The organism is Luteimicrobium album, from assembly GCF_030161555.1.
GTDB classification, from domain to species: domain Bacteria; phylum Actinomycetota; class Actinomycetes; order Actinomycetales; family Cellulomonadaceae; genus Luteimicrobium; species Luteimicrobium album.
The window spans coordinates 2501181-2521599 of sequence record NZ_BSUK01000001.1 but is presented as its reverse complement, the minus strand read 5'-3'; the positions used below and the strand labels follow the sequence as shown (position 1 = coordinate 2521599).

16 protein-coding genes, 1 tRNA gene and 4 pseudogenes are annotated in these 20419 nt (G+C 71.9%); 5 read left to right on the top strand and 16 right to left on the bottom strand.

Annotation, left to right across the window (positions count from 1 at the left end; genetic code table 11):
* Nucleotides 1-6: 6 nt before the first annotated feature.
* Nucleotides 7-1254: pseudogene (locus tag QQK45_RS13015) on the top strand (recombinase family protein); the annotation flags it as partial.
* A 606-nt stretch (nucleotides 1255-1860) separates the two neighbouring features.
* On the opposite strand, the gene QQK45_RS13010 reads toward QQK45_RS13015, so the two are convergent.
* The 9 genes and pseudogenes from QQK45_RS13010 to QQK45_RS12970 form a co-directional block, all read right to left on the bottom strand.
* Nucleotides 1861-1938, bottom strand: a tRNA-Leu gene (locus tag QQK45_RS13010).
* Between the two features lie 118 nt (nucleotides 1939-2056).
* Nucleotides 2057-3490 carry an NAD(P)/FAD-dependent oxidoreductase gene (locus QQK45_RS13005; protein WP_284293616.1) on the bottom strand — a complete coding sequence of 478 codons (1434 nt, stop codon included), beginning with the start codon at nucleotides 3488-3490 and terminating at the stop codon, nucleotides 2057-2059.
* A 149-nt stretch (nucleotides 3491-3639) separates the two neighbouring features.
* Nucleotides 3640-4983 carry a hypothetical protein gene (locus tag QQK45_RS13000; RefSeq protein WP_284293615.1) on the bottom strand — a complete coding sequence of 448 codons (1344 nt, stop codon included), beginning with the start codon at nucleotides 4981-4983 and terminating at the stop codon, nucleotides 3640-3642.
* Nucleotides 4980-5314, bottom strand: a pseudogene (locus tag QQK45_RS12995) (PadR family transcriptional regulator). The gene QQK45_RS13000 and the pseudogene QQK45_RS12995 overlap by 4 nt, the downstream one beginning before the upstream one ends.
* A 112-nt stretch (nucleotides 5315-5426) precedes the next feature.
* Nucleotides 5427-6500 (bottom strand): fatty acid desaturase family protein, encoded by a 1074-nt coding sequence (locus QQK45_RS12990; RefSeq protein ID WP_284293614.1) that lies wholly within the window; start codon nucleotides 6498-6500, stop codon nucleotides 5427-5429.
* The gene (locus QQK45_RS12985; protein WP_284293613.1) at nucleotides 6484-6930 is read right to left on the bottom strand and encodes a hypothetical protein; all 447 of its coding nucleotides are present in this window, start codon (nucleotides 6928-6930) and stop codon (nucleotides 6484-6486) included. Before QQK45_RS12985 ends, QQK45_RS12990 begins: the two co-directional genes overlap by 17 nt.
* 277 nt (nucleotides 6931-7207) lie before the next feature.
* Nucleotides 7208-8160 (bottom strand): annotated as a pseudogene (locus QQK45_RS12980) (Ppx/GppA phosphatase family protein).
* A gap of 156 nt (nucleotides 8161-8316) precedes the next feature.
* Nucleotides 8317-8834: pseudogene (locus QQK45_RS12975) on the bottom strand (DUF501 domain-containing protein).
* A 41-nt stretch (nucleotides 8835-8875) separates the two neighbouring features.
* Nucleotides 8876-9301: an FtsB family cell division protein gene (locus QQK45_RS12970; RefSeq protein WP_284293612.1), complete on the bottom strand. Its 426-nt coding sequence runs from the start codon at nucleotides 9299-9301 to the stop codon at nucleotides 8876-8878.
* Between QQK45_RS12970 and QQK45_RS12965 the strand changes: the two genes are divergently transcribed.
* Nucleotides 9279-9503 carry a hypothetical protein gene (locus QQK45_RS12965; RefSeq protein WP_284293611.1) on the top strand — a complete coding sequence of 75 codons (225 nt, stop codon included), beginning with the start codon at nucleotides 9279-9281 and terminating at the stop codon, nucleotides 9501-9503. The genes QQK45_RS12970 and QQK45_RS12965 overlap by 23 nt on opposite strands.
* Before the next feature lie 268 nt (nucleotides 9504-9771).
* On the opposite strand, the gene eno is transcribed toward QQK45_RS12965, so the two are convergent.
* Both eno and QQK45_RS12955 read right to left on the bottom strand, forming a co-directional pair.
* Complete coding sequence (gene eno, locus QQK45_RS12960; RefSeq protein ID WP_284293610.1) at nucleotides 9772-11055, bottom strand: phosphopyruvate hydratase; 1284 nt, start codon at nucleotides 11053-11055, stop codon at nucleotides 9772-9774.
* A gap of 98 nt (nucleotides 11056-11153) precedes the next feature.
* Nucleotides 11154-11870 carry a class I SAM-dependent methyltransferase gene (locus QQK45_RS12955; protein WP_431310339.1) on the bottom strand — a complete coding sequence of 239 codons (717 nt, stop codon included), beginning with the start codon at nucleotides 11868-11870 and terminating at the stop codon, nucleotides 11154-11156.
* Nucleotides 11871-12202: 332 nt separating this feature from the next.
* Between QQK45_RS12955 and QQK45_RS12950 the strand changes: the two genes are divergently transcribed.
* Nucleotides 12203-12931: an alpha/beta fold hydrolase gene (locus tag QQK45_RS12950; RefSeq protein ID WP_284293608.1), complete on the top strand. Its 729-nt coding sequence runs from the start codon at nucleotides 12203-12205 to the stop codon at nucleotides 12929-12931.
* Nucleotides 12932-13343: 412 nt separating this feature from the next.
* Here the strand turns inward: QQK45_RS12950 and QQK45_RS12945 are convergent, their stop codons facing one another.
* Complete coding sequence (locus tag QQK45_RS12945; RefSeq protein WP_284293606.1) at nucleotides 13344-14510, bottom strand: glycosyltransferase 87 family protein; 1167 nt, start codon at nucleotides 14508-14510, stop codon at nucleotides 13344-13346.
* 222 nt (nucleotides 14511-14732) lie between these two features.
* Nucleotides 14733-18230 carry a glycoside hydrolase family 3 C-terminal domain-containing protein gene (locus tag QQK45_RS12940; RefSeq protein ID WP_284293605.1) on the bottom strand — a complete coding sequence of 1166 codons (3498 nt, stop codon included), beginning with the start codon at nucleotides 18228-18230 and terminating at the stop codon, nucleotides 14733-14735.
* A gap of 238 nt (nucleotides 18231-18468) precedes the next feature.
* Between QQK45_RS12940 and QQK45_RS12935 the strand changes: the two genes are divergently transcribed.
* Both QQK45_RS12935 and QQK45_RS12930 read left to right on the top strand, forming a co-directional pair.
* A complete protein-coding gene (locus QQK45_RS12935; RefSeq protein WP_284293604.1) occupies nucleotides 18469-18870 on the top strand; it encodes a hypothetical protein in 402 nt (133 codons plus the stop codon).
* On the top strand, nucleotides 18867-18995 hold the full coding sequence (locus QQK45_RS12930; protein ID WP_284293603.1) for a hypothetical protein: 129 nt from the start codon (nucleotides 18867-18869) through the stop codon (nucleotides 18993-18995). Before QQK45_RS12935 ends, QQK45_RS12930 begins: the two co-directional genes overlap by 4 nt.
* 42 nt (nucleotides 18996-19037) lie before the next feature.
* Here the strand turns inward: QQK45_RS12930 and QQK45_RS12925 are convergent, their stop codons facing one another.
* Genes QQK45_RS12925 through QQK45_RS12915 form a run of 3 tightly spaced genes read right to left on the bottom strand, consistent with a single transcriptional unit; the run spans nucleotide 19038 to nucleotide 20418 of the window.
* The gene (locus tag QQK45_RS12925; protein ID WP_284293602.1) at nucleotides 19038-19430 is read right to left on the bottom strand and encodes a PIN domain-containing protein; all 393 of its coding nucleotides are present in this window, start codon (nucleotides 19428-19430) and stop codon (nucleotides 19038-19040) included.
* Nucleotides 19427-19702 carry a type II toxin-antitoxin system Phd/YefM family antitoxin gene (locus QQK45_RS12920; protein ID WP_284293601.1) on the bottom strand — a complete coding sequence of 92 codons (276 nt, stop codon included), beginning with the start codon at nucleotides 19700-19702 and terminating at the stop codon, nucleotides 19427-19429. Before QQK45_RS12920 ends, QQK45_RS12925 begins: the two co-directional genes overlap by 4 nt.
* A 35-nt stretch (nucleotides 19703-19737) precedes the next feature.
* Nucleotides 19738-20418, bottom strand: coding sequence for a phosphatase PAP2 family protein (locus tag QQK45_RS12915; protein WP_284293600.1), 681 nt, complete (start codon nucleotides 20416-20418; stop codon nucleotides 19738-19740).
* Nucleotide 20419: the final 1 nt, after the last annotated feature.

The window sequence follows — 20419 nt, the reverse complement described above, 5'->3', positions numbered from 1 at the left end:
CGGTTCGTGAAGCGGTTGAACTCAACAACTCCACTTCACAACCGGAGGCCCTCACCCTCAGCTCTTCACGGCCGTGTCGCCGAAACAACGTCCCTGGACATCACACCTAGTCCTAAAGCCTCCGGGCTTCTCTCACGATCAGCACCCCTCGGACGTACAAGCCCGAGCGCGAGGGCCGATTCCCGTGAGAGAAGGCCACAAGTGACTTCCGCGTTCGTGCGCACCCCCGATCCGGTGCGCAGTCTCATCGACCCTCCCCAGGGCACCGCCCTTGCGGTGTCCTACCTGCGCGTATCGACCAAGGAGCAGGCCGAGAAGGGCGGCACCGAGGAGGGGTTCTCGATCCCCGCCCAGCGGGAAGCCAACCGCCGGAAGGCCGAACAACTCGGCGCCGTCATCGTCGAGGAGTTCGTCGACGCAGGCGAGTCCGCCCGCAAGGCAGACCGCCCCGACCTCATGCGCATGATCCAATACGTCAAGCGCAATCGCGTCGCGTACTGCATCGTCCACAAGGTCGACCGGCTCGCCCGCAACCGTGCCGACGACGTGACCATTCACCTCGCGCTCCAAGAGGCCGGGGTCATGCTCGTCTCGGCCACGGAGAACATCGACGAGACCCCGAGTGGGATGCTGCTGCACGGCATCATGTCCACGATCGCGGAGTTCTACTCCCGCAACCTCGCCACCGAGGTCATCAAGGGCATGACGCAGAAGGCGGCCACTGGCGGCACGCCGTCCAAGGCGCCCATCGGCTATCTCAACGTCCGTGTCCGTGACGAGCTGGGCCGCGAGGTACGCACCGTGCAGCTCGACCCGGACCGGGCGCCGTTGATCGAGTGGGCCTACAAGGCATACGCTTCCGGGAGCTGGACGGTCAGCCAGCTCCACGACGAGCTGACCTCGCGCGGCCTGCTGAGTCTGCCGACGCCGAAGCACCCGTCCAAGCCGCTCGCGGTGTCCTCGGTGCACCGGCTCCTGACGAACCCGTACTACAAGGGCGACGTGATCTACCGCGGCGTCGCCTACAAGGGCGCGCACGACCCGCTCGTTCCGGCCGAGGTCTGGTATCAGGTGCAGTCCGTCCTCACCGCGCACAAGAGCGCGGCCGAGGCGACCCAGGTGCACGACCACTACTTGAAAGGCACGGTCTACTGCGGAGCCTGCGGCTCTCGACTCATCGTGAACAACGCGAAGAACAACCAGGGCAACGTCTACCCCTACTTCGTGTGCTCCGGCCGGCACTCCAAGCGAACCGACTGCACCCGGCAGGCCATCCTCATCGAGGACGTCGAGCACTTGATCGAGGACTACTACCAGCGCGTGCAGATCGCACCGGGCCGCCGGGAGGCGCTGGCCGGGATGCTGCACCACGAGTTCGACCGTCTCATGTTCGCCGAAGCCGACGAGCTCGGCCAGCTCACCGCCAACCGCGACCGGCTGGAGCACGAGCAGGACCGACTCATGCAGGCCCACTACGCCGACGCGATCCCGCTGGCCGTGCTCAAGCGCGAGCAGGACCGGATCAGCGGAGAGCTTGACCTGGTGAACCGTCGACTCGACGCCCACCACGGTGAATACACCGACGCACGCGCCCACCTGGATGACGCCCTCAGTCTCCTGACTCACTGCGCCGACATCTACGCCCGCTGCGACGACGCGAACCGCCGACTGTGCAACCAGGCGTTCTTCACCAAGGTCTACGTCGAGGAAGACAGCGAGCTCCGCGTCGAGAACGCTCGACCGTTCGAGATGCTGCTCGACCCCGCCGTCAACTCCGACGCCCTCACCTGGGCCGCGGACGCAGGCAAGGCGCGAACCCCGGCCATTGATTCTTCGGGCCAAAGTTCGAGCCTTGTGCGTTGGGTGCCCCGGTGGGATTCGAACCCATACTGGATCGGGTTTAAGCCGACTGCCTCTGCCGGTTGGGCTACGGGGGCGTGCGCTCGCGCGCACGGCGAGCGTACGTCGTCGGGCGCGGGACGACGCAGCCCGGGGACGACGACGGGGACGGACCCCGGAAGGCCCGTCCCCGTCGTCAGCGCTCAGGAGCGCGAGATCACTTCGCGTCGGCGGCGGCCGACGTCGCGACCTGCTTCAGCGGCTCGTCCGTCTTCTTCGGGGCCGGGGCCGCGGCGCGGAACGCGGCGCGCGGGTCCTGGACGGCGCCCAGCGCGACGGTCTCGCGTCCGTAGACGGCCTGGCCGACCCAGCCGTTGAAGATGTGGAGCTTGCGGTTCCACGTCGGCATGGCGAGCACGTGGTAGCCGCGGTGCATCGCCCACGCGAGCGGGCCGCGGAGCTTGAACTTGCCGAACAGCTCCGCGACGCCCTTGTAGAGGCCGAGCGACGCGACCGTGCCGATGTTCTTGTGCGAGTACTCCTTGGTGGGCTCGCCCTTGAGGTTCGAGACCAGGTTCTCGGCGAGCTGCACGCCCTCGCGGATCGCGTGCTGGGCGTTCGGCGGGCAGAACTTGCCCGGGTTCAGCACGTCCGGGACGGCGGCGCAGTCGCCCGCGCCCCACGCGCCGGGGACGATCGTGCCGTCCTCCTGCGCGACCTGGAGCGTCGCGAGGACCTGCAGGCGGCCCAGCTTGTCGAGCGGGAGGTCCGAGTCGTTGAGGACCGGGTTGGACTTGATGCCCGCGGTCCAGACGATCGTGTCGGTGTCGAACTCGACGCCCGTCGACGTGACGACGTGGCCGTCGACGCACGAGCTGAGGAACGTGTTGAGGTGGAACTCGATGCCACGGTCCTTGAGCTGGTCGAGGGCGTACAGCGCCATCGGCTCGGACAGCTCGGGGAGGATGCGGCCCGTCCCCTCGATCATCACGAAGCGCAGGTCCGACTGGGTGAGGGTCGGGTGCTTCTTGACGGCGGCGCGCGCCATGTCCTCGATCTCCGCGATGGCCTCGATGCCCGCGAAGCCGCCTCCGATGAACGTGAACGTGAGCAGCCGGCGCCGCAGCGCCTCGTCGGTCACCGTGCTCGCGACGTCGATCTTGTCGAGGATCTGGTCGCGGACCGCGATGGCCTCCTCGACGGTCTTGAGGCCGATGCCCTGCTCGGCGAGGCCGGGGATCGGGAGCAGACGAGCGACCGAGCCGAACGCGACGACGACCTCGTCGTAGGTGAGGACGAACTCGTCACCCTCCTTCGGCACGACTGTCACGCGACGGTCCGCGTGCGCGATCGACGTGACCTTGCCCTCGACGATGTCGACGCCCGGCAGCGCCTTGCGCAGCGGCGCGACGACGTAGCGCGACTCGATCGAGCCGGCCGCCGCCTCGGGGAGGAAGGGCGCGTACGTGAGGTACGGGTTCGGGTCGACGACCGTGATCTGCGCCTGGCTCTTGCCCAGCCGCTTCCGGAGCCGACGTGCGGCGTACAGGCCGACCGACCCGCCGCCGATGACGAGGATGCGCGGCACCGTGGTGCCTGCGGGGCTGCCGTTCTGGGCAGGGCTGACCGAGGTCAGATCGTTCTGAGGCATGGGCAACAGACTATTACCGCACGTGTCCAGCAAGAAATCACGTGTTCACCAGGTGACATGGACCTCACCACAGGACCCTCAGGCGGCTTCCGCGCTCGCCGAGGTAGTACGGCGGCCGTACTACCTCGCGAAGTAGTACGGCCGCCGTACTACTTCGCGGGCTTGGTGGGCTCCGGGGTCGGGGTCGCGTCCGACGACGGCGCGGGGCTGGCCGCGTCGCTCGGCACCGGCGAGGGCGTGGTCCCGTCACCCGGCCGCGCCTCACCGGCCGGGACCGCCGCCCGGGACGTCAACGGCGACACCTGGTCGAAGGGTGCGACCGGAGCGGTGGGCGCCACCCCGGTCTGCGGCAGCGGCATGCCCTGGTCGTCGTACTGCGCGTTCCCGTCCTCGTCCACCGCGATCTGCGCCCGCTCGAGCGGGTAGGCGTTCCAGAGCTGTCGGCCCGACCGGTCCAGCGACGGCACCTCGAACCAGCCCTGCCCGTCGTCGTCGTTCAGGGTGCCCAGATCCTGCGGGTCCGCGACCAGGACCGGCTTGCCCGTGTCGTCGTAGACACGGGCGCCGTCGACGAGCTTGCCGTCCGCGCCGTAGACGTAAAGGTTCTCGGCCTCCTGGCCGTCGACCCACACCCCGTTCGTCGGGCTCGCGTCACTGACACCCTGCTCGTAGGACGACGCGTCGTCGTACGGCGACGTGCTGCCCTCGCTGTACGCGGTGGCGAACGTCGGGACCAGCAGCACGACGGCCGTCACGCCGACCAGCCGGCCCACCCACTCCCACCGGTGCGGGAGCCGCCACGCCCCGCGACCCCACTGCACCGAGCACACCACGGCCGCCAGGAGCAGGACCCAGCCGAGCAGGTTCTCCGGCAAGAGCGCGACCGGTCGCTGCGTCCACAGGAGCGCCGTCACCAGCACCCACGCCCGCCCTACCCACCAGACGGGCCGCAGCACCTCGAGGAACTCGAAGACCGGCCTCCACCCGGGCGCGCCCTTCAGCTCCCGCCACCGCTGGGCCCAGCCCGCGCGCGTCTCGGCCCACGCCGCGCCCACGCCCCGGCGCGTCGCCGCCCCCTGCGCGGCGACGCGCGGCGCGAGCCCCGCCGACGAGCGCAGCTCCGCCGCGTACGCCGCCGGCGTGCCGAAGCGCGTCGTGAGGGTCGCCGCCGTGAACGGCACGTCCGACGACGGCGCGGCGCCCGTGCCCGGTGCGCCCCAGGAAGCCGCACCACCGGCAGGCGGGGCGACCACGGTGTCGGTGAGGTCCGCGCCCGGGCGAGGGCCGTCGTCGGGCCGGAAGAGCCCGGCCGGGGTGTCGGCGAGCGCGTCGAGGAGGTCGGCCTCGAGGCCGTCGGTGAGGTCGTCGACGGTGTCGGCGGGCAGGTCGTCGAGCTCGGCGCGCACGCCGCGGGCGTAGTCGGCGACGAGCGCGTGCAGCGCGACGGACGCGGGCGCGGGCGCGGGCGCGGGCAGGGGGACGGTGGTGCTCATCGGGCTGCTCCTTCGGTGGGGTCGAGGAGGGACGTGACGGTGCGGGCGAACGAGCCCCACTCCTTGCGCTGGACGTCGAGCATCGCCCGGCCCTGCGCGTTGATGCCGTAGTACTTGCGGTGCGGGCCCTCGTCGGACGGCACCACGTAGCTCGTGAGCGCGCCCGCCGCGTAGAGGCGGCGGAGCGTGCCGTAGACGGACGCGTCGGCGACGTCGTCGAGGCCGGACGAGCGCAGGCGCCGGACGACGTCGTAGCCGTACCCGTCGGCGTCGGCGACGACCGCGAGCACGGCGGCGTCGAGCACCCCTTGAGGAGCTGGGTCGTGTCCATGCGGTCCCTCTCGCCGTCGTGATCTGCGGTGTCGCACCACGCACGCTACTACGCGATGTGCACTACTGGCCAGAGCCGTCTACCGCGTGTCGGGATCTGCCGGGCCCGCCGGTCAGCCGCGGCCCAGCGCCGCGGCCACCGGGCACACGAACGGCTCGCGCGCGCTGTGCTCGACGTCGTTCAGGTAGGCCAGGACGATCGCGTACGAACGGAAGAACCCGACCTCCGTGTACTCGACCCCGAGCTCCGCGCAGTAGTCGCGCACGACGGGCTGCACACGCCGTAGGTTGGGGCGCGGCATCGCCGGGAAGAGGTGGTGCTCGATCTGGTGGTTCAGGCCGCCCATGAGGAAGTCGACCGCGACGCCGCCGCGGATGTTCCGCGACATCAGCACCTGACGGCGCAGGAAGTCGACCTCGACGCTCGCCGGCACGATGGGCATCCCCTTGTGGTTCGGCGCGAACGAGCCGCCGACCATGAGCCCGAACACCACGAGCTGGACCCCGAGGAACGCGCCCGCGATCCACGGCGGGAGCAGGACGAACAGGACGACCACCGGCAGCGCGAGCCGGGTCATCAGGACGGGCACCTCGAACCCGCGGTGGCGCACCGGCCGACGTCCCAGCACCGTCCGCACGCTCGCCACGTGCAGGTTCAGGCCCTCCAGCGTCAGCAGCGGGAAGAAGAACCAGCCCTGACGCCGCGCGAACCAGAGGGACACCGGGCCACGGCGGCCGCGCACCACCGCGGGCGTGAACGCGATCACGCCCGGGCCGATGTCGGGGTCCTTGCCCTCGTGGTTCGGGTCGGCGTGGTGCGCGTCGTGCTTCTGGGTCCACCAGCCGTAGCTGATCCCCACCAGCACGTCCGCGATGACGCGCGCCACCCAGTCGTTCCAGGCGCGTGAACGGAACACCTGCCGGTGGGCGCAGTCGTGCCCCAGGAACGCGAGCTGCGTCAGGGACACCGCCATCACGGCCGCCACGGCGACCTGCCACCACGAGGGCCCGACGAGGACGACGGCGCACCAGGCCCCGCCCAACGCCAGGGCCGCGAGGATCAGGCGGGTCCAGTAGTAGCCGTACCGGCGGCGCAGCAGACCCGTCGCGCGGACCCGGCGGGCCAGCGCCGAGTAGTCGTGGGCCATGCGGCCCTGCGCGGTGCCGGCCTCAGGTGAAGCGGACACGATCGGCCTGCGCCTTCACCGCCGCGGCACGCTCCGCCTCGGCCGCGCGCCAGCGCTCCGCCTCGTCGGCGCGCCGCGTCGCCTCCACCGCCAGCCGCTCGTGCATCGCGCGCAGGAGCGAGCCGATCTCCGCAGCGAGACCGCCCTCGAGCATCGCCAGGTTGGTGTTGCCGATCAGGAGCCGACGGTCGGAGACCGCGAGCGTGACTCCTGGGAAGCGGGCCGCGAGCTCGTCGCGCAGGGCAGGATCCTCGATGGCGTTCTGCTCGTCGGTGGACACGCGCCGCGAGAAGACGGCCGCGACCGTGTAGGTCTCCGGTGCGTCGGCCGTCCCGAGCTCGGGCGGGAGGGCGGTGTCGAGGATGCCGACGACGGTCAGCGCCGCGTCGCGTCGCTCCGCCTCGACCTGGGGTGACGCTGCAAGGCTCATGAAAGGATCCGATCTGTGGGGCCGCCGGGGCGGCCCGTCCCGCCGGTCAGGCGGGGTGCGAGGCGCCGGGCGCTCCGCTCGCGGGCGACACTTCGTCGTCGTCCGCGTCGGGTTCGAATCCGCCGTCGTCGTCCCACCGCGCGCTCGCCTCGGTCCGCTCCTGGCCGGTCTCGGGGACCGGGAGTCGAGCGGAAGTCTCGACCTTGCGTGGGCCTTCACGGCCAATCACCACACTTCGACCGTACACCCCGCCGGGGTGTACGCCGTCCATCGCACCTCAGCCCAAGGAGAGGGCGATGCCGTCGAGGATGTCGTGCTCGCTCGTCACGACGCGTGTGAGCTCGCCACCGGCCGCCGCGACCTCGTCGCGGACCCGGGTCACGACCTCCGACCACACGAGCGCTCCCGCCCCGATCACGTCGACGCGTCCCGGGTGCATGAAGCCCAGCGCCGCGCGCTCGGCGCGGGTCATGGCGAGGAGCTCGTCGCACGCGCGCAGCACGTCGCCGGTCGGGAGGACGGAGCCGTTGATGCGGTCGCGGTCGTAGTGGTCGAGGCGCAGGGCGTGGGCGGTCACGGTGGTCACGGTGCCGGCGAGCCCGACGAGCGTCGCGGTCTTCGCGACCGGGACGACGGCGAGCGCCTCGTCGAGCGCCGCCCGGACGTCCGCGCGTGCGGCCGCGACCTCGTCCGCCGTGGGCGGGTCCGTCGCGAGGTGCCGCTCCGTCATCCGCACGCAGCCGACGTCCATCGAGAACGCGGCGTCGGGCTCGCGCGAGCCCAGGACCAGCTCGGTCGAGCCGCCGCCCAGGTCCACGACGAGGTATGGGGCCTCGAAGCGCCCGCCCACGACGCTCGTCGCGCCCCGGAACGACAACCGCGCCTCCTCGTCCCCGGTCACGACCTCCGGGTACACGCCGAGACGCTCGTGCACGCCCTCGAAGAAGTCGTCCTTGTTGCTCGCGTCGCGCGACGCGCTCGTCGCGACGAACCGCACGCGCTCGGCACCGAGCTCACGGGCGACGTCGGCCGCACGGGCCGTCGCGTCGAGCGTCCGCTGCAGCGCCTCGGGCGCGATCATGCCGGTCCGGTCCACGCCCTGGCCGAGCCGGACGACCTCCATGCTGCGGTGCAGGTCGGTGAGGGTGCCGTTCTCCGGGTCGAGGTCGGCGACGAGGAGGCGGAGGAGTTGGTACCGCAGTCGACGGCCGCAACACGGGTGGAGCTCATGGCGACCAGCCTGCCACAGGCCTCCCCGCGAGTTGTCAGAACGTGGCGCCCGTATACGGGGTCCACGTTCTGACACGTGCAAGCCACTCTCGAGTCGTCAGAACGAGGTTCACGTCGACGGGCACCAGGTTCTGATAGGTCGACGACGACGGCGCGTCAGCAGGTGCAGCGGTCCGCGCGCCAGAGCCCCTCGTCCGCGGCCTGCTCGAGCGCCAGGTCCCCCACGACGTCGACGCCGGGACCCGCCACGAGCGCGTGCCCGGCGAGCGCGTGCAGGCACTTCACGCGCGTCGGCAGCCCGCCCGCGGAGATGCCCGCGATCTCCGGGACCCCGCCTGTCCCGGCCCGCTCGGCCACCTCCGCCCGACGCGCGAGGTAGTCGTCGTGCGCGCGCGCGTGCCCGGCGGCGAGCTCCTCGTCCTCGGCGAGCCGGTCGTTCAGCTCGCGCATGACGCCGCGCGCCTCGAGCGTGCTCATCGCCGCGACCACGCCCGGGTGCGTGAGGTAGAACGTCGTCGGGAAGGGCGTGCCGTCGTCGAGCCGGGGGCCGTCACCGCGACGAGCGGGCGGCCGCACACGCAGCGCGCCCCGATCGCGACGACGCCGCGCGGGGTGCGGCCGAGCTGCTCCGCGAGCACGGTCAGGTCGTCGGCGGTCACGTCGGTGAGGGGCATACGTCCATTGTCCCCGACCCGCGCCGTCGCCCGGCGCGAGGCTACTTCGACCCGGTCGTGACGCCCTCGCCCGCGACCCGGACCGACGTCCACATGGTGCGGTACCAGGGCGAGGCCTCGTCGCTCGTGGAGTCGACCACACCCGCCGACACCGGCTTGCCGGTGATCGGGCTGACGCCGTCGTCCGCGTTCCCCGGGTCGATCACGCGGTACGCCTTGTCGCCCGGCATCACGTAGCCCAGCCGAGCACGCGCCTGCGCCTTCTGGAATGCGGGGTCCGACCAGCGGTCGAGCGCCGTCTGCGCGTCCTCCTTCTGCTGCTGCGTCGCCGCGAGGTCCGCGTGCAGCGCGCGCAGGTCCGCCGACTGCGTGACGTACTCGCGCGCCGTCGGGAGCAGGATGACGAACGCGAGCAGGATCGCGCCCGCGAGCACGAGCGTGCGGGTGGTGATCGTCTCGGGCACCATCCCCGCGACGCGACCTGCGGCACGGCGGCTCCGGCTGGTCCGGCGCACGCGCGGCGTCGCGCCCGTCGCCGGGCGGGAGGAGCCGCGGCCGCTGCCCGACGACGTCGTGCCGCGCGAGGCGGACGTCCGTGGCGCCGGGGCGCGGCCCGAGGAGGAGGTGGCGCGCGCCGTCGGGCGGCCGGACGACGCGCCCGAGCCCTGAGCGGCCGGCCGGGTGGACCGGGCCTGCGGGGCGGACGGGCGACGCGGAGCCATGGCCCGATTCTGCCCGTTCGTCCCCTGCGTTGCGCGAAGCACACGCCGCACCCGCGCGAGTTGTCAGAACGTGGTGCACGCATACGGGTACGTGGTTCTGACACGCGCGCACCCCGACGACGACGCGCCGCCACCCCGCAGGGTGACGGCGCGTCGCGTGTGGGTCGGGTCAGGACCCGGTAGCCGGTCGGACCGGCCGGCTGGTCGAGCGACTGTCAGGCGCGCTTCCAGCGCGGGAACGCCGAGGCGCCCGCGTAGGTCGCGGCGTCGTCGAGGGACTCCTCGATGCGCAGCAGCTGGTTGTACTTGTTGATGCGCTCGCCACGGGCGGACGCACCGGTCTTGATCTGGCCCGCGTTCACGGCCACCGCCAGGTCGGCGATCGTCGTGTCCTCGGTCTCGCCCGAGCGGTGCGACACCATCGCGGTGTAGCCGTTGCGCTGCGCGAGCTCGACGGCCTCGAGCGTCTCGGTGAGCGTGCCGATCTGGTTGAGCTTCACGAGGAGCGAGTTCGCGGCCTTGAGCTCGATGCCCTTGGCGAGGCGCTCCGGGTTCGTGACGAACAGGTCGTCGCCGACGACCTGGACCTTGTCACCCAGTCGCTCGACGAGCGCGACCCAGCCGTCCCAGTCCTCCTCGTTCAGCGGGTCCTCGATCGAGACCAGGGGGTAGTCCGCGACGAGGCCCTCGTAGTACTCGATAAGGTCGGCGGCCTGCAGCGACTTGCCCTCGAACGCGTACTTGTCGTCCGAGAAGAACTCGCTCGAGGCGACGTCGAGCGCGAGCGCGACGTCCTTGCCCGGGGTGAAGCCGGCCTTCTCGATCGCGACGACGATGAGGTCGAGCGCGTCGCGGTTGCTCGGCAGGTTGGGGGCGAAGCCGCCCTCGTCGCCGAGGCCCGTCGACAGGCCGCGCTCCTTGAGGACGCTCTTGAGGGAGTGGTAGACCTCCGCGCCCGTGCGCAGCGCCTCACGGAAGGTGGGGGCGCCGATCGGCGCGATCATGAACTCCTGGATGTCGACGTTCGAGTCCGCGTGCGACCCGCCGTTGAGGATGTTCATCATCGGGACCGGGAGGACGTGCGCGTTCGGGCCGCCGATGTAGCGGTAGAGCTCGAGGCCCGCGCTCTTCGCGGCGGCCTTGGCCACGGCGAGCGAGACGCCGAGGATCGCGTTCGCGCCGATGCGCCCCTTGTTCGGGGTGCCGTCGAGGTCGATGAGCGCCTGGTCGACGAGGCGCTGGTCCTCGGCGTCGAACCCGATGAGCTCGGGGGCGATCTCGTCGATCACGGCGTCGACCGCGCCCTGGACGCCCTTGCCGCCGTAGCGGGCCTTGTCGCCGTCACGGCGCTCGACGGCCTCGAACGCGCCGGTCGAGGCACCCGAGGGGACGCCCGCGCGGGCGAACGTGCCGTCGTCGAGCACGACCTCGACCTCGACGGTGGGGTTGCCGCGGGAGTCGAGGATCTCGCGGGCGCCTACGGCTTCGATGCTGGCCACAGTGGCTCCTTACGAAGGGTGGGAGGGGATACGACCTCAGCGTAGTGCCCGCCGCGCGCCGCAGCAGTCCCGGCCGTCAGGCGAGACTCACCGCGCCCTCAGTCCGTACGTCGCGCCGGGGCACGGACTTTGGTCCGACGGGCGAGCCCGCGCGCTTCCCGCTGCAGCCGCTCGCGGAGCGCCCGACGACGACGCCGGTACGAGTCCGGCTCGCTCAGAGCCTCGCGGATCTCCTCGAGCCCCTTGTCGCGGGGGTGGAACGGCAGGTGGCCGCGGTGCAGGCAGCCCCACAGCGGTGAGCGGAGCAGCGTCGCAGGATCCAGCGCGCCCGCGCGCCGCAGCACGTCGTCGGGCACGTCCTGCGGGTCGTCCTTGACGTAGCGGGCGACGATCTCGTCGTACTTGTCCTCGAGCACCGTCGACGCCGGGTCGAGTCCCGTCACCAGGAGCAGGCCGGTCGGGTTCGTGTCGGCGACCAGGATCGTCAGGTCCGGGCGGTAGGTACGCAGGACGTCCTGCATGTGGAAGACGTCTCCCGTCCACGCGTTCGTGTGGCGGTCGCGGGCGGCCTCGTCGACGGTGCGGGGGAACATGTCATCGAAGACGATCACGCTCGACCAGGAGCAGTGCTTCTCGACGTTGATGAAGTCGCGCAGCGCGAACTCGAACAGGTGCATACCGTCGATGAAGGCGAGCTCCACCGGTCCGCCGAGCCATGCGGTCGCGTCAGGGCGCGCGAAGTACTCGTCGCTCGTCGTGCGCTCGAGACTGACGGTCCCGCGCAGCGGCGCCTTCACGGCGAACTCCGGGTCGATGCCGATGTTGCGGCTCTGTGGCCGGGCGCGCGCGAGGCTGTCGCCGTTGCGGACGCCGACCTCCAGGTAGGTCCGGGGCGCAGCCGCGCGTGGAGCTCGCCGAGGAAGTCCAGGTATGGCATCCGGGTCGAGGTCCGGGCCTTCTTCGTCTGGGTGCTCGCCATCGCCCCATCATGCGCGCCGAGGCCGGACTTGTCCCAGGACGCGACGAGATCCGCAGATCCCGACGTGGGACCGAGCCCGGTCGGCGCGCCCGGAGATGGATCGCGAGGTACGTTCCGATCGACCGGGCCGCGCGCTCGCGGTCTGCCCGCTCGACGAGAGGCAAGGCCATGGCACTTCCGACGATCGTCCTCGTGCACGGCGCATGGGCGGACGGATCCAGCTGGGACGCCGTCGCGTCCGACCTCCAGGGCCAAGGCTTCACGGTCCTGACCCCACCGAACTTGCTGCGACGCGTGACCGTCGACGCCCCGTACATAGCGTCGTTCCTCCAGCAACGGACGACCGGCCCTGTCGTGCTCGTCGGGCACTCCTACGGCGGGTTCGTCATCACCAACGCGGCGACCGGAGGCGGTGACGTCCGAGCGCTCGTGTACGTCGACGCTTTCGTGCCCGACGAGGGCGAGTTCGTGTTCCAGATCCTCGGCGGCTCGGGGTCCGCGCTCGACGTCCCCGACCCCACGACCGTGCTCGACGTCGTCGGCTACCCCGATGCGCCGGAGGGAGACGCGGAGGCGTTCCTCAAGCCGTCGACGGTCGACGAGTCCTTCGCGCAGGACCTCCCGGAGCGCGACCGGGCGCTCATCGCGGCGAGCCAGCGCCCGATCACGATCTCCGCCAACACGACCCCGTCGGGCCCGCCGGCCTGGAAGACCCTGCCGAGCTGGGCCGTCGTCGGGACCGAGGACCGCGTCATCCCGCCCGCCACCCAGCGGTCCATGGCGGAGCGTGCGGGCGCGACGATCAGCGAGGTGGCCGGCTCGCACGTGTCGATGGTGTCGCACCCGGACGTGACGGTGGAGGCGATCCTCGCGGCAGCGGCGTCCATCGCCGACTGAGTCGGCTTCACCCGGCGGGTTCCCGGCGCTCCCACAGCTCGAACGGGTCCACCGTGCGCACGTGCACGAACTGCTCCTCGAAGACGCGCTGCGACTCCTCGCAGCCAGCGCCCGTCCTGCGGGAGGGGCAGGAACGCGGCGTCCGACGTCGCGAGCTGGCGCAGCATCTTGGCCGTCCAGGCGGGGTTGTCGTCGAGCACGGTCCCGGTCACCGTCGCGCCGGACCGGGTCGCGGCGAGGACGCCCTGCCCGTAGACGTCGGGCGGGACGTCGCAGCCGCGCTCGGCGTTCGGTGTCGCCGCGTCCGCGCGGACCACCGCCGACGCCAGCCCCCACACGCACCGGTGACCGGCCGCCCACGCGGCCACCGACGCGTTCGACGGCTGCGCCGGCTTCGTGGGCAGGCACGCGCTCACCGCGCACACCGCGAGGACCGCGACGCCCAGGGTCGCCGCGCCCGCGGCCCACCGCACGTCCCGCTCCCCGCCCGACGGCGCAGCCCCCGCACCCACGACCAGCCGGCGGCGCCTGCAGCCCCCGCGAGCAGGGCGAGCGCCGGCGCGGGGAAGGCGGCGTAGTGGTAGAAGAACGACGGCGCGACCAGCACCGTCAGCGCCTGTGCCACGGCGAGCAGCGCCCACGTCGTCGTCTCGTCGCGGCGCGCGTCGGACCGCGAGCGCGCCCACCGGGCCACCCCGACGGCGACCGTCGCCACCAGCCCCAGGGCGACCGCGACCCCCGCCGCCCTGAGTGCCGCGTCCGACCACAACGTCGAGCCGAAGCCGTCGAACGGCGAGAACCGCCGCAGCCGGTACGCGAACGCGTCGACCGTCGCGGGCCGCCCCGCCTGGGCCGTCACGGTGTCGTGCCACATCGCCGAGCCCGCGAGCGCCACGAACGGCCCGACGACGACCGCCACCACCGCGGCGGCCCCGGCGGCGAACCACCCCGCCGCGCGCAGGCCACGGGTCGCCACGACGACGACCCCCAGGACGACCGCGGTCACACCGGCCCACAGCTTGAAGGTGAGCGCGACGCCGGTGAACGCACCCGCGAGCAGGGGTGCCGTCGTCGTCGGGCGGAGGCGAGGCCACGCCGGACCGGCGCCGTCCGACCGCTGGAGGACGAGCAGCGCGAGCAGGAGGCACAGCGTGAGGACTGGCTCGAGGAGCGCGACGCGCTCCGTGCGGACCACGGGCGTCCACACGGCGTACAGCCCCGCGCCCACCAGCACCGCCGCCGTCCCCCGGCGCCGCAGCAGCACGCCCACCAGCACCGTGCACACGACGCCGAGCAGCACCGTCCCGACGCGCCCGACCGCGAGCGCCCACGCGTCACCGGTCCAGTGCGCGAGCCAGGCGAGCAGCGTCATCGCGAGCGGCATCCCGGGCGGGTGCAGGTAGAGCACGTCGCCATACGGCAGGTGCCCGTGCACCATCTGGACCGCGACCGAGTACATCGTCGCGTCGTCGAGCTCGCGGGCGGCGACCAGCTGCCGCGGGTCGAGGTACGCCCAGCCGCGCGTCAGGAGCGCGAGCGCCGCGACGGCGACGAGCGGCCAACGCGGGCGGCGGGTCACGGCGCCATGTTAGGTGGTCGGGTCGTCCCAGGGACCGGTGTGCTCATCCCGGGAGGTCGTCGGTGCGGGGGTGCGCGGACGTCGGAGCGCGTGGGCGCGGGGAGGTGTCGAAGGGCGTCGAGGAGTCCGCACGGCCCCCAGGGCCGAAGGACGACAGCCCGAGACAGCTCGCAGCGCCCACGCGCGCACCCGACCGTGCGGGCAGTGTGGGCGACGCAGCCGTCAGCTCGTGATGTTCGCCGCGAACACGTGCAGCCTCCCGTTCTGCGGGAAGGTCACGTAGGCGATCGTCTTGCCCGCCGTGACCGGGACGGTCGTGGCGTACAGGCTGACCTTCTGGTTCTTCTGGTTGGTCGAGCCGGCCGGACGGTTCCAGTACGGCGTGGTGGCGACGAGCACCGAGCCCGCGACCGCCTTGTTGCTGTACCAGTCGTTGACGTCCACACTCGCGGACGACGTGGTGCCGTCCGTGTAGGTGATGGTCACGTCGCCCTTCTGCTCGCCGTTCGTGCCGACGGCGAGGAGCGCCAGACCCGTGCCGGAGCCCGACAGCGCGACCGTCTGGCCCGCCGTCGTGACGGCGTCGGACTCGTCGGCCGCGACGTCCGGGAACACCAGGCCGCCATAGCCGCCCGGGACCGCCTGACCCGGCACCATGCCGACGCCCGCGAGCGCCTGCAGCGAGAACGAGTAGCCGGAACCGTCGAGGTTGCCCTTCGTCTCGTCGGCGTCGTCGCTCACCCCGACCGTGTCGTACGCGGCGGCCAGCGACGCGTACGGGACCTGGGTGGTCGCGGTGCCCGACGATGCCCCGCCCGTGTACGCCGACGTCGCCGTGATCGTCGTGTCACCGGGCGTGGCGTCAGAGGGCACGGTCACGCGCCACGTGGCGCTGACCGAGGTCCCCGCCGCGACCTTGGTGGTCGTGGTCGAGCGTGGCGACGTGGTCCAGCCGTCCGGGAGGGCGAGGCTCGTCCGGACGTTCCGCGCCGTCGTCGTGGACTTGTTGATGAACTTCGTACGGACCGTCACCGTCTTGCCGGCCTTGGCCAGACTCGGCGCCTTCACGGTCACCCAGCGCGGCTGCGTCGTCTTGGTGACCGAGAAGTAGTCCTTGGTGGGCAGGCTGGACGACGAGTCCCCGGCCCGGACGGTGTAGGTGCCCGGGGTGAGCGCCCAGGTCTGCGCCTGGGTGTTCCACACGGACGCGTCCTTCGCGGTGATCGTGACGGACACCTTGGTGCTCTTGCCCGGCTTGAGCGTGACCTTCTGGAAGCCGACGAGCGACTTCGGCGGCTCGCCCGCCTTCGTGGGCTGCGTGAGGTAGACCTGCACGACGTCGGAGCCCGCGACCTTGCCGGTGTTCGTCACGGTCGCGGTGGCCTTGACCGTGCCGCCCTCCTTCAGGGAGGCCTTGTTCAGGTGCAGCCCCGACACGCGGAACTTCGTGTACGACAGGCCGTACCCGAACGGGAACAGCGGGTCGATGTCCTTCGCGTCGTACCAGCGGTAGCCGACGTCGAGGCCCTCGGAGTACTGGACCTTGCCGTCCACGCCCGGCCACTGCGCGTCCGTGGCCGCCGGGACGTCCGCGAGGGACTTCGGGAACGTCACCGGGAGCTTGCCGGACGGGTTCGTGTCGCCGAACAGGATCGACGCGATCGCGTTGCCCGACTCCTGGCCGGGGTACCAGGCCTCGACCACGCCCGCGACGTCGTCGACCCACGGCATCGTGACCGCCGAGCCCGTGTTGAGCACGACGACCGTGTGCGGGTTGGCCTTGGCGACGGCCTCGATCAGCGCGTTCTGGTCGCCCGGGAGGTCGATGTTCTCGAGGTCGCTGCCCTCCGACTCGAAGTCGTTGGCGTAGACGACCGCGACGTCGGCCTTCTTCGCGGCGGCGGCCGCGTCGGCGAGCGGATCGCTGCCGGGCACCGCCCAGCCGAGGCTGACGAGCGCGTCGCCCGTGCCCTGGTAGTAGTCGACCTCGACGTCGACGGGCTGGCCCTGCGTGAGGTCGAGCGTGGCCGTCTTCGTCTGCGACGCGTGGTCGCCCCAGTTGTCGATGACCGTCTTGCCGTCGACGATCAGGCGCGACCCGTCGTCGCTGGTCAGCGACAGCGTGTACGTGCCCGCGGCGGGCGGGGTGAGGGTGCCCTTCCAGGACGCCGAGAAGTTCGTCGCCGGGACGCCGTCGGCGGGGGCGCCGTGCCATGTGAAGTCGACGTCCGGGTCGGTCTGCGTGACCGCCGGGTCGCCGCTCAGGTCCTTGTCGGCGTAGTACGCAGCGGTGAGGCCGTGACCATCGCCCGCGCTGGGCGCCAGGACGTCCGTCGGGACCGCGGGCAGCTTGCCCGAGCTCGACGGGCCCTGCGCGTACGTGACGTCGACCCCGGCCTTCGCCGCGCGGGCCGTGATGCCCTCGAGCGGTGTCACCGTCCCGGTGCCCGCGACCGCGGCGCTGCCTCCGCCCGCGCTCATCGTGTTCGAACCGGCCCCGTCGCCGATCACAGCGATCGACTTCGTGCTCTTCGTGAACGGCAGGACGTTCCCGTCGTCCTTCAGGAGCACCGTGCCGTCCTCGGCGACCTGCCGCGCGGTGGCGACGTGAGCGTCCGTGGAGGCGACGGCGTCGGGCGTGTCAGGGCTCGGGTTCGTGACCAGGCCGAACCGGAACTCCTCGCGCAGGATGCGGGTCACCATGTCGTCGACGCGGCTCTGCGGCACCTGGCCGTTCTGGACGGCGGTCTTGAGCGCCGTCCCGAAGTACGTCGAGCCGGGCATCTCCATGTCCATGCCGGCGTTCGCGGACGCGACCGTGGAGTGCGTGCCGCCCCAGTCGGACGTGATGAAGCCGTCGAACCCGAACTCGTTCTTCAGGATGTTGTTGAGGTACGAGTTCTCGCACGCGAACGGCCCGTTGATCTCGCTGTACGAGCACATCGCGGACGACGGCTTCGCCTCGTCGACGATCGTCCCGAACGCGGCCGTGTAGATCTCGTGGACCGTGCGGTCGTCGACGATGGCGTCGTCGGCGGTGCTGTTGCGGTTGGTCTCCTGGTTGTAGACGGCCCAGTGCTTCACCTGCGCCATCACGCCCTGGGACTGGATCCCCTCGATGTCCTGCGCGCCGATCTGGCCGGTCAGGAAGGGGTCCTCCGAGTACGACTCGAACGCGCGGCCCCAGCGTGGGTCGCGGACGATGTTGACGGTCGGGCCGAGGTCGACGTCGACGCCCTTGGTCTTGTCCTCCTGGCCGATGACCGTGCCGTACGCCTTCGCGGCGCTCGTGTCCCAGGTCGCGGCGAGCGCCGCCGCGGACGGGAGCTGGGTCGTGTCGTTCATGCGGACGCCGACCGGCCCGTCCTGCAGCTTGAGCTGTGGGACGCACAGGCGCGGGATGCCTGCCACGAGGCCCGTGTACGAGCCCGCGGCGGTCCCGTGGACCAGCGTGATCTTCTCGTCGAGCGTCATCTGCGCGACGACCTGCTGGGCCCGCTTCGTGTCCGACGCGTGCGACGTGACCCACGGGCACGCCCCGCTCGCGGCGGCTGCGACGCCCGAGCCGTGGGCCGCCGTCGTGCCGCCGGGCGAGCCCGACGCCTGCGCGACGGCCGGTGCGGCCGCGAGCGCCAGGGCCGCTGCCGCGGCGACGCCGACGGCCCGGGCGCGCCCCGCTCTCTTCCTGGGATCCTGCGGTGCTGCTGTCGTTCCGGACACGTGGTCCTCCTGAGATACCTCGTCGTGCTCAGGACCGTGCGGAACCGGACCGCTGTGGCGGCCGGGCACGGTGGGGTCTCCCTGGATCCCCCGGTCCATGTCACTCGCATGCTTGACCTTCGGCAACTTGAGACAGCGTTGTCTGAGGATGGGCGGGTGCATCGGCCGACGCGTGATGCGCGGCATACTGGGGCACCGGCGCACCACGCCCCTGCGACCCCGCCACGGATGAGGACCCATGACCGACCCGACCGACTTCTCGCTGCCCGACCCGCTCGAGGACGCCCACGACGCCATCCGCCAGCTCGGCGCCGCCATCCAGGCCGCCGAGCTCAACGTCGCCCAGCTCCCCGACACCAGCGTCTCGAGCAACCTGCTCCTCGGGTTCGGCGACGACGGGTACGTCCTCGTCACCGTCATCGGCGGCAACGAGGTCACCACCTACCTCACGACCGGCGCCGCCGCCGACCTCCAGCACGACCGGCTCGCGGCGCTCGAGTTCGCCAACGCGCGCACGCGCGAGAACCCCGCCCTCCCCGTGTTCCTGCACGACGGCGGCGACGAGCACTGGGACTTCCTCGTCCAGCAGAGCCACCCCACCGCGATCCTCACGCAGAACCCCCGTTCCTGCGGGGCATGATCACCGCGAACATCGCGCGGAGCGTCGCGGTGCGCGAGGCGCTCGACGGCAACCCGCTCGGCGGGCGGGCGTACGAGGCGACGCCCGAGGACCTGCAGCGGCTCGCTCAGCGCGCGGTGGTCTGAGACCTCACGTCGGGCCGGGTCCGCTCGGCCCGACGGCGCAGCTCAGCTCGCGCGGCCGGGCGGCGGGACGACCTGCACCAGGTGCGCGAACGGCGCGAAGTCGTCGAGGTTCGCCGTCATGACCGCCGCGCCGTGCCGGTGCGCCTGTGCCGCGATGAGCGCGTCCTTGCTCCGCACCTTCGCCCCCGTCGCGCGGGCGCGCGCGGCGATGAAGCCGTAGGACCGGGTGCAGTCGAGGTCGAATGCCATCCAGGCGAAGATCTCGTCGAGGTCGTTGAGCCTCTGGGTCCGCCCGGCCGCGAGCTCCACGGCCGGCGCCGAGCAGATTCCGAACTCCAGCTCGGCGCGGCTCAGGATGCTCGCAGCCATCGGCTCGTCGTCGGGCAGGTCGAGCAGATGCAGGTCGATCAGGACGTTCGTGTCGAGCAGGATCATGCCCGGTCCGCCCACGGGTCGACGAGGTCGTCACCTTCGCGAAGCTTGGCCATGTCGGCCTGCCACGCCTCGTGATTCGCCTCGTCGAGGGGGCGGATCGTCTTGAGCCGGCTGCCTCGCACCCACGTCTCAGGCCGACGCTCGTCCGGGACCAGGCTCACTCCCGTCGGCTTCCCGTAGGTCGTGACCTCGATCGGCTCCCCGGACTCGAGGACACGACTGATCACCGCCTGGGGGTTCTGCTTGAGCTCGCGGGTGCCGACGGTCTCCATGTCCCCGGAGTAGGGGGCGCAATGTAGACGTGCGTCTACAAGTCGCCGGCTGTTCGAACGGGTGCACGCCGGGCCTCGAGACCGAACGCCGCCAGGGTGAAGCCCTGGAGCGCCGTCGCCACGAGGACTCCCCCGACGACGTCGGACGGGCGGTGCGCGAAGCCCGTCACGTTGTAGACGGCCGCGACCAGCGTCAGCAGCACGACGACGAAGGTCGCCTCCGCGCGCCACCTGGGCATCCCCCAGAGCGCGACGACGGCGCACGCGAGCGCCGCCGTCGTCGCCATGTGCGACGACGGGAAGGTGTTCTCGACGTACGCGAACGTGCCGTGGAACGGACGGGACAGCGTCTCCTTGAGCGCCTCCGAGCCGGCTGCGGCGAGCAGTACCGCGACGACCTGGGCGACGACGGGCCGAACGGCGCGGCGTATGACCGCGCGCACCGCCAGGACGACGACCGCCACCCCAAGGAGGATCGGGACGCCGTCACGGATTACGCCCGCGTGCTCACCGAGCGGCACCGCTTGGAACCGCGCGAAGACCACCACGTCGTGGCGCTGGCCCGCCTCCGTGCCCACCTCGACGAGGTAGACGAGGACGAAGCCGAGCACCGAGACGCCGGCCGTCACGAGCAGGTGCGCGCGGTCGAGCGGCACCGCGTACGCCGTCCGGCTCGGCGCGGCGGACGGCGCGTGCGGCCGGGCGGGCGCGTCCATA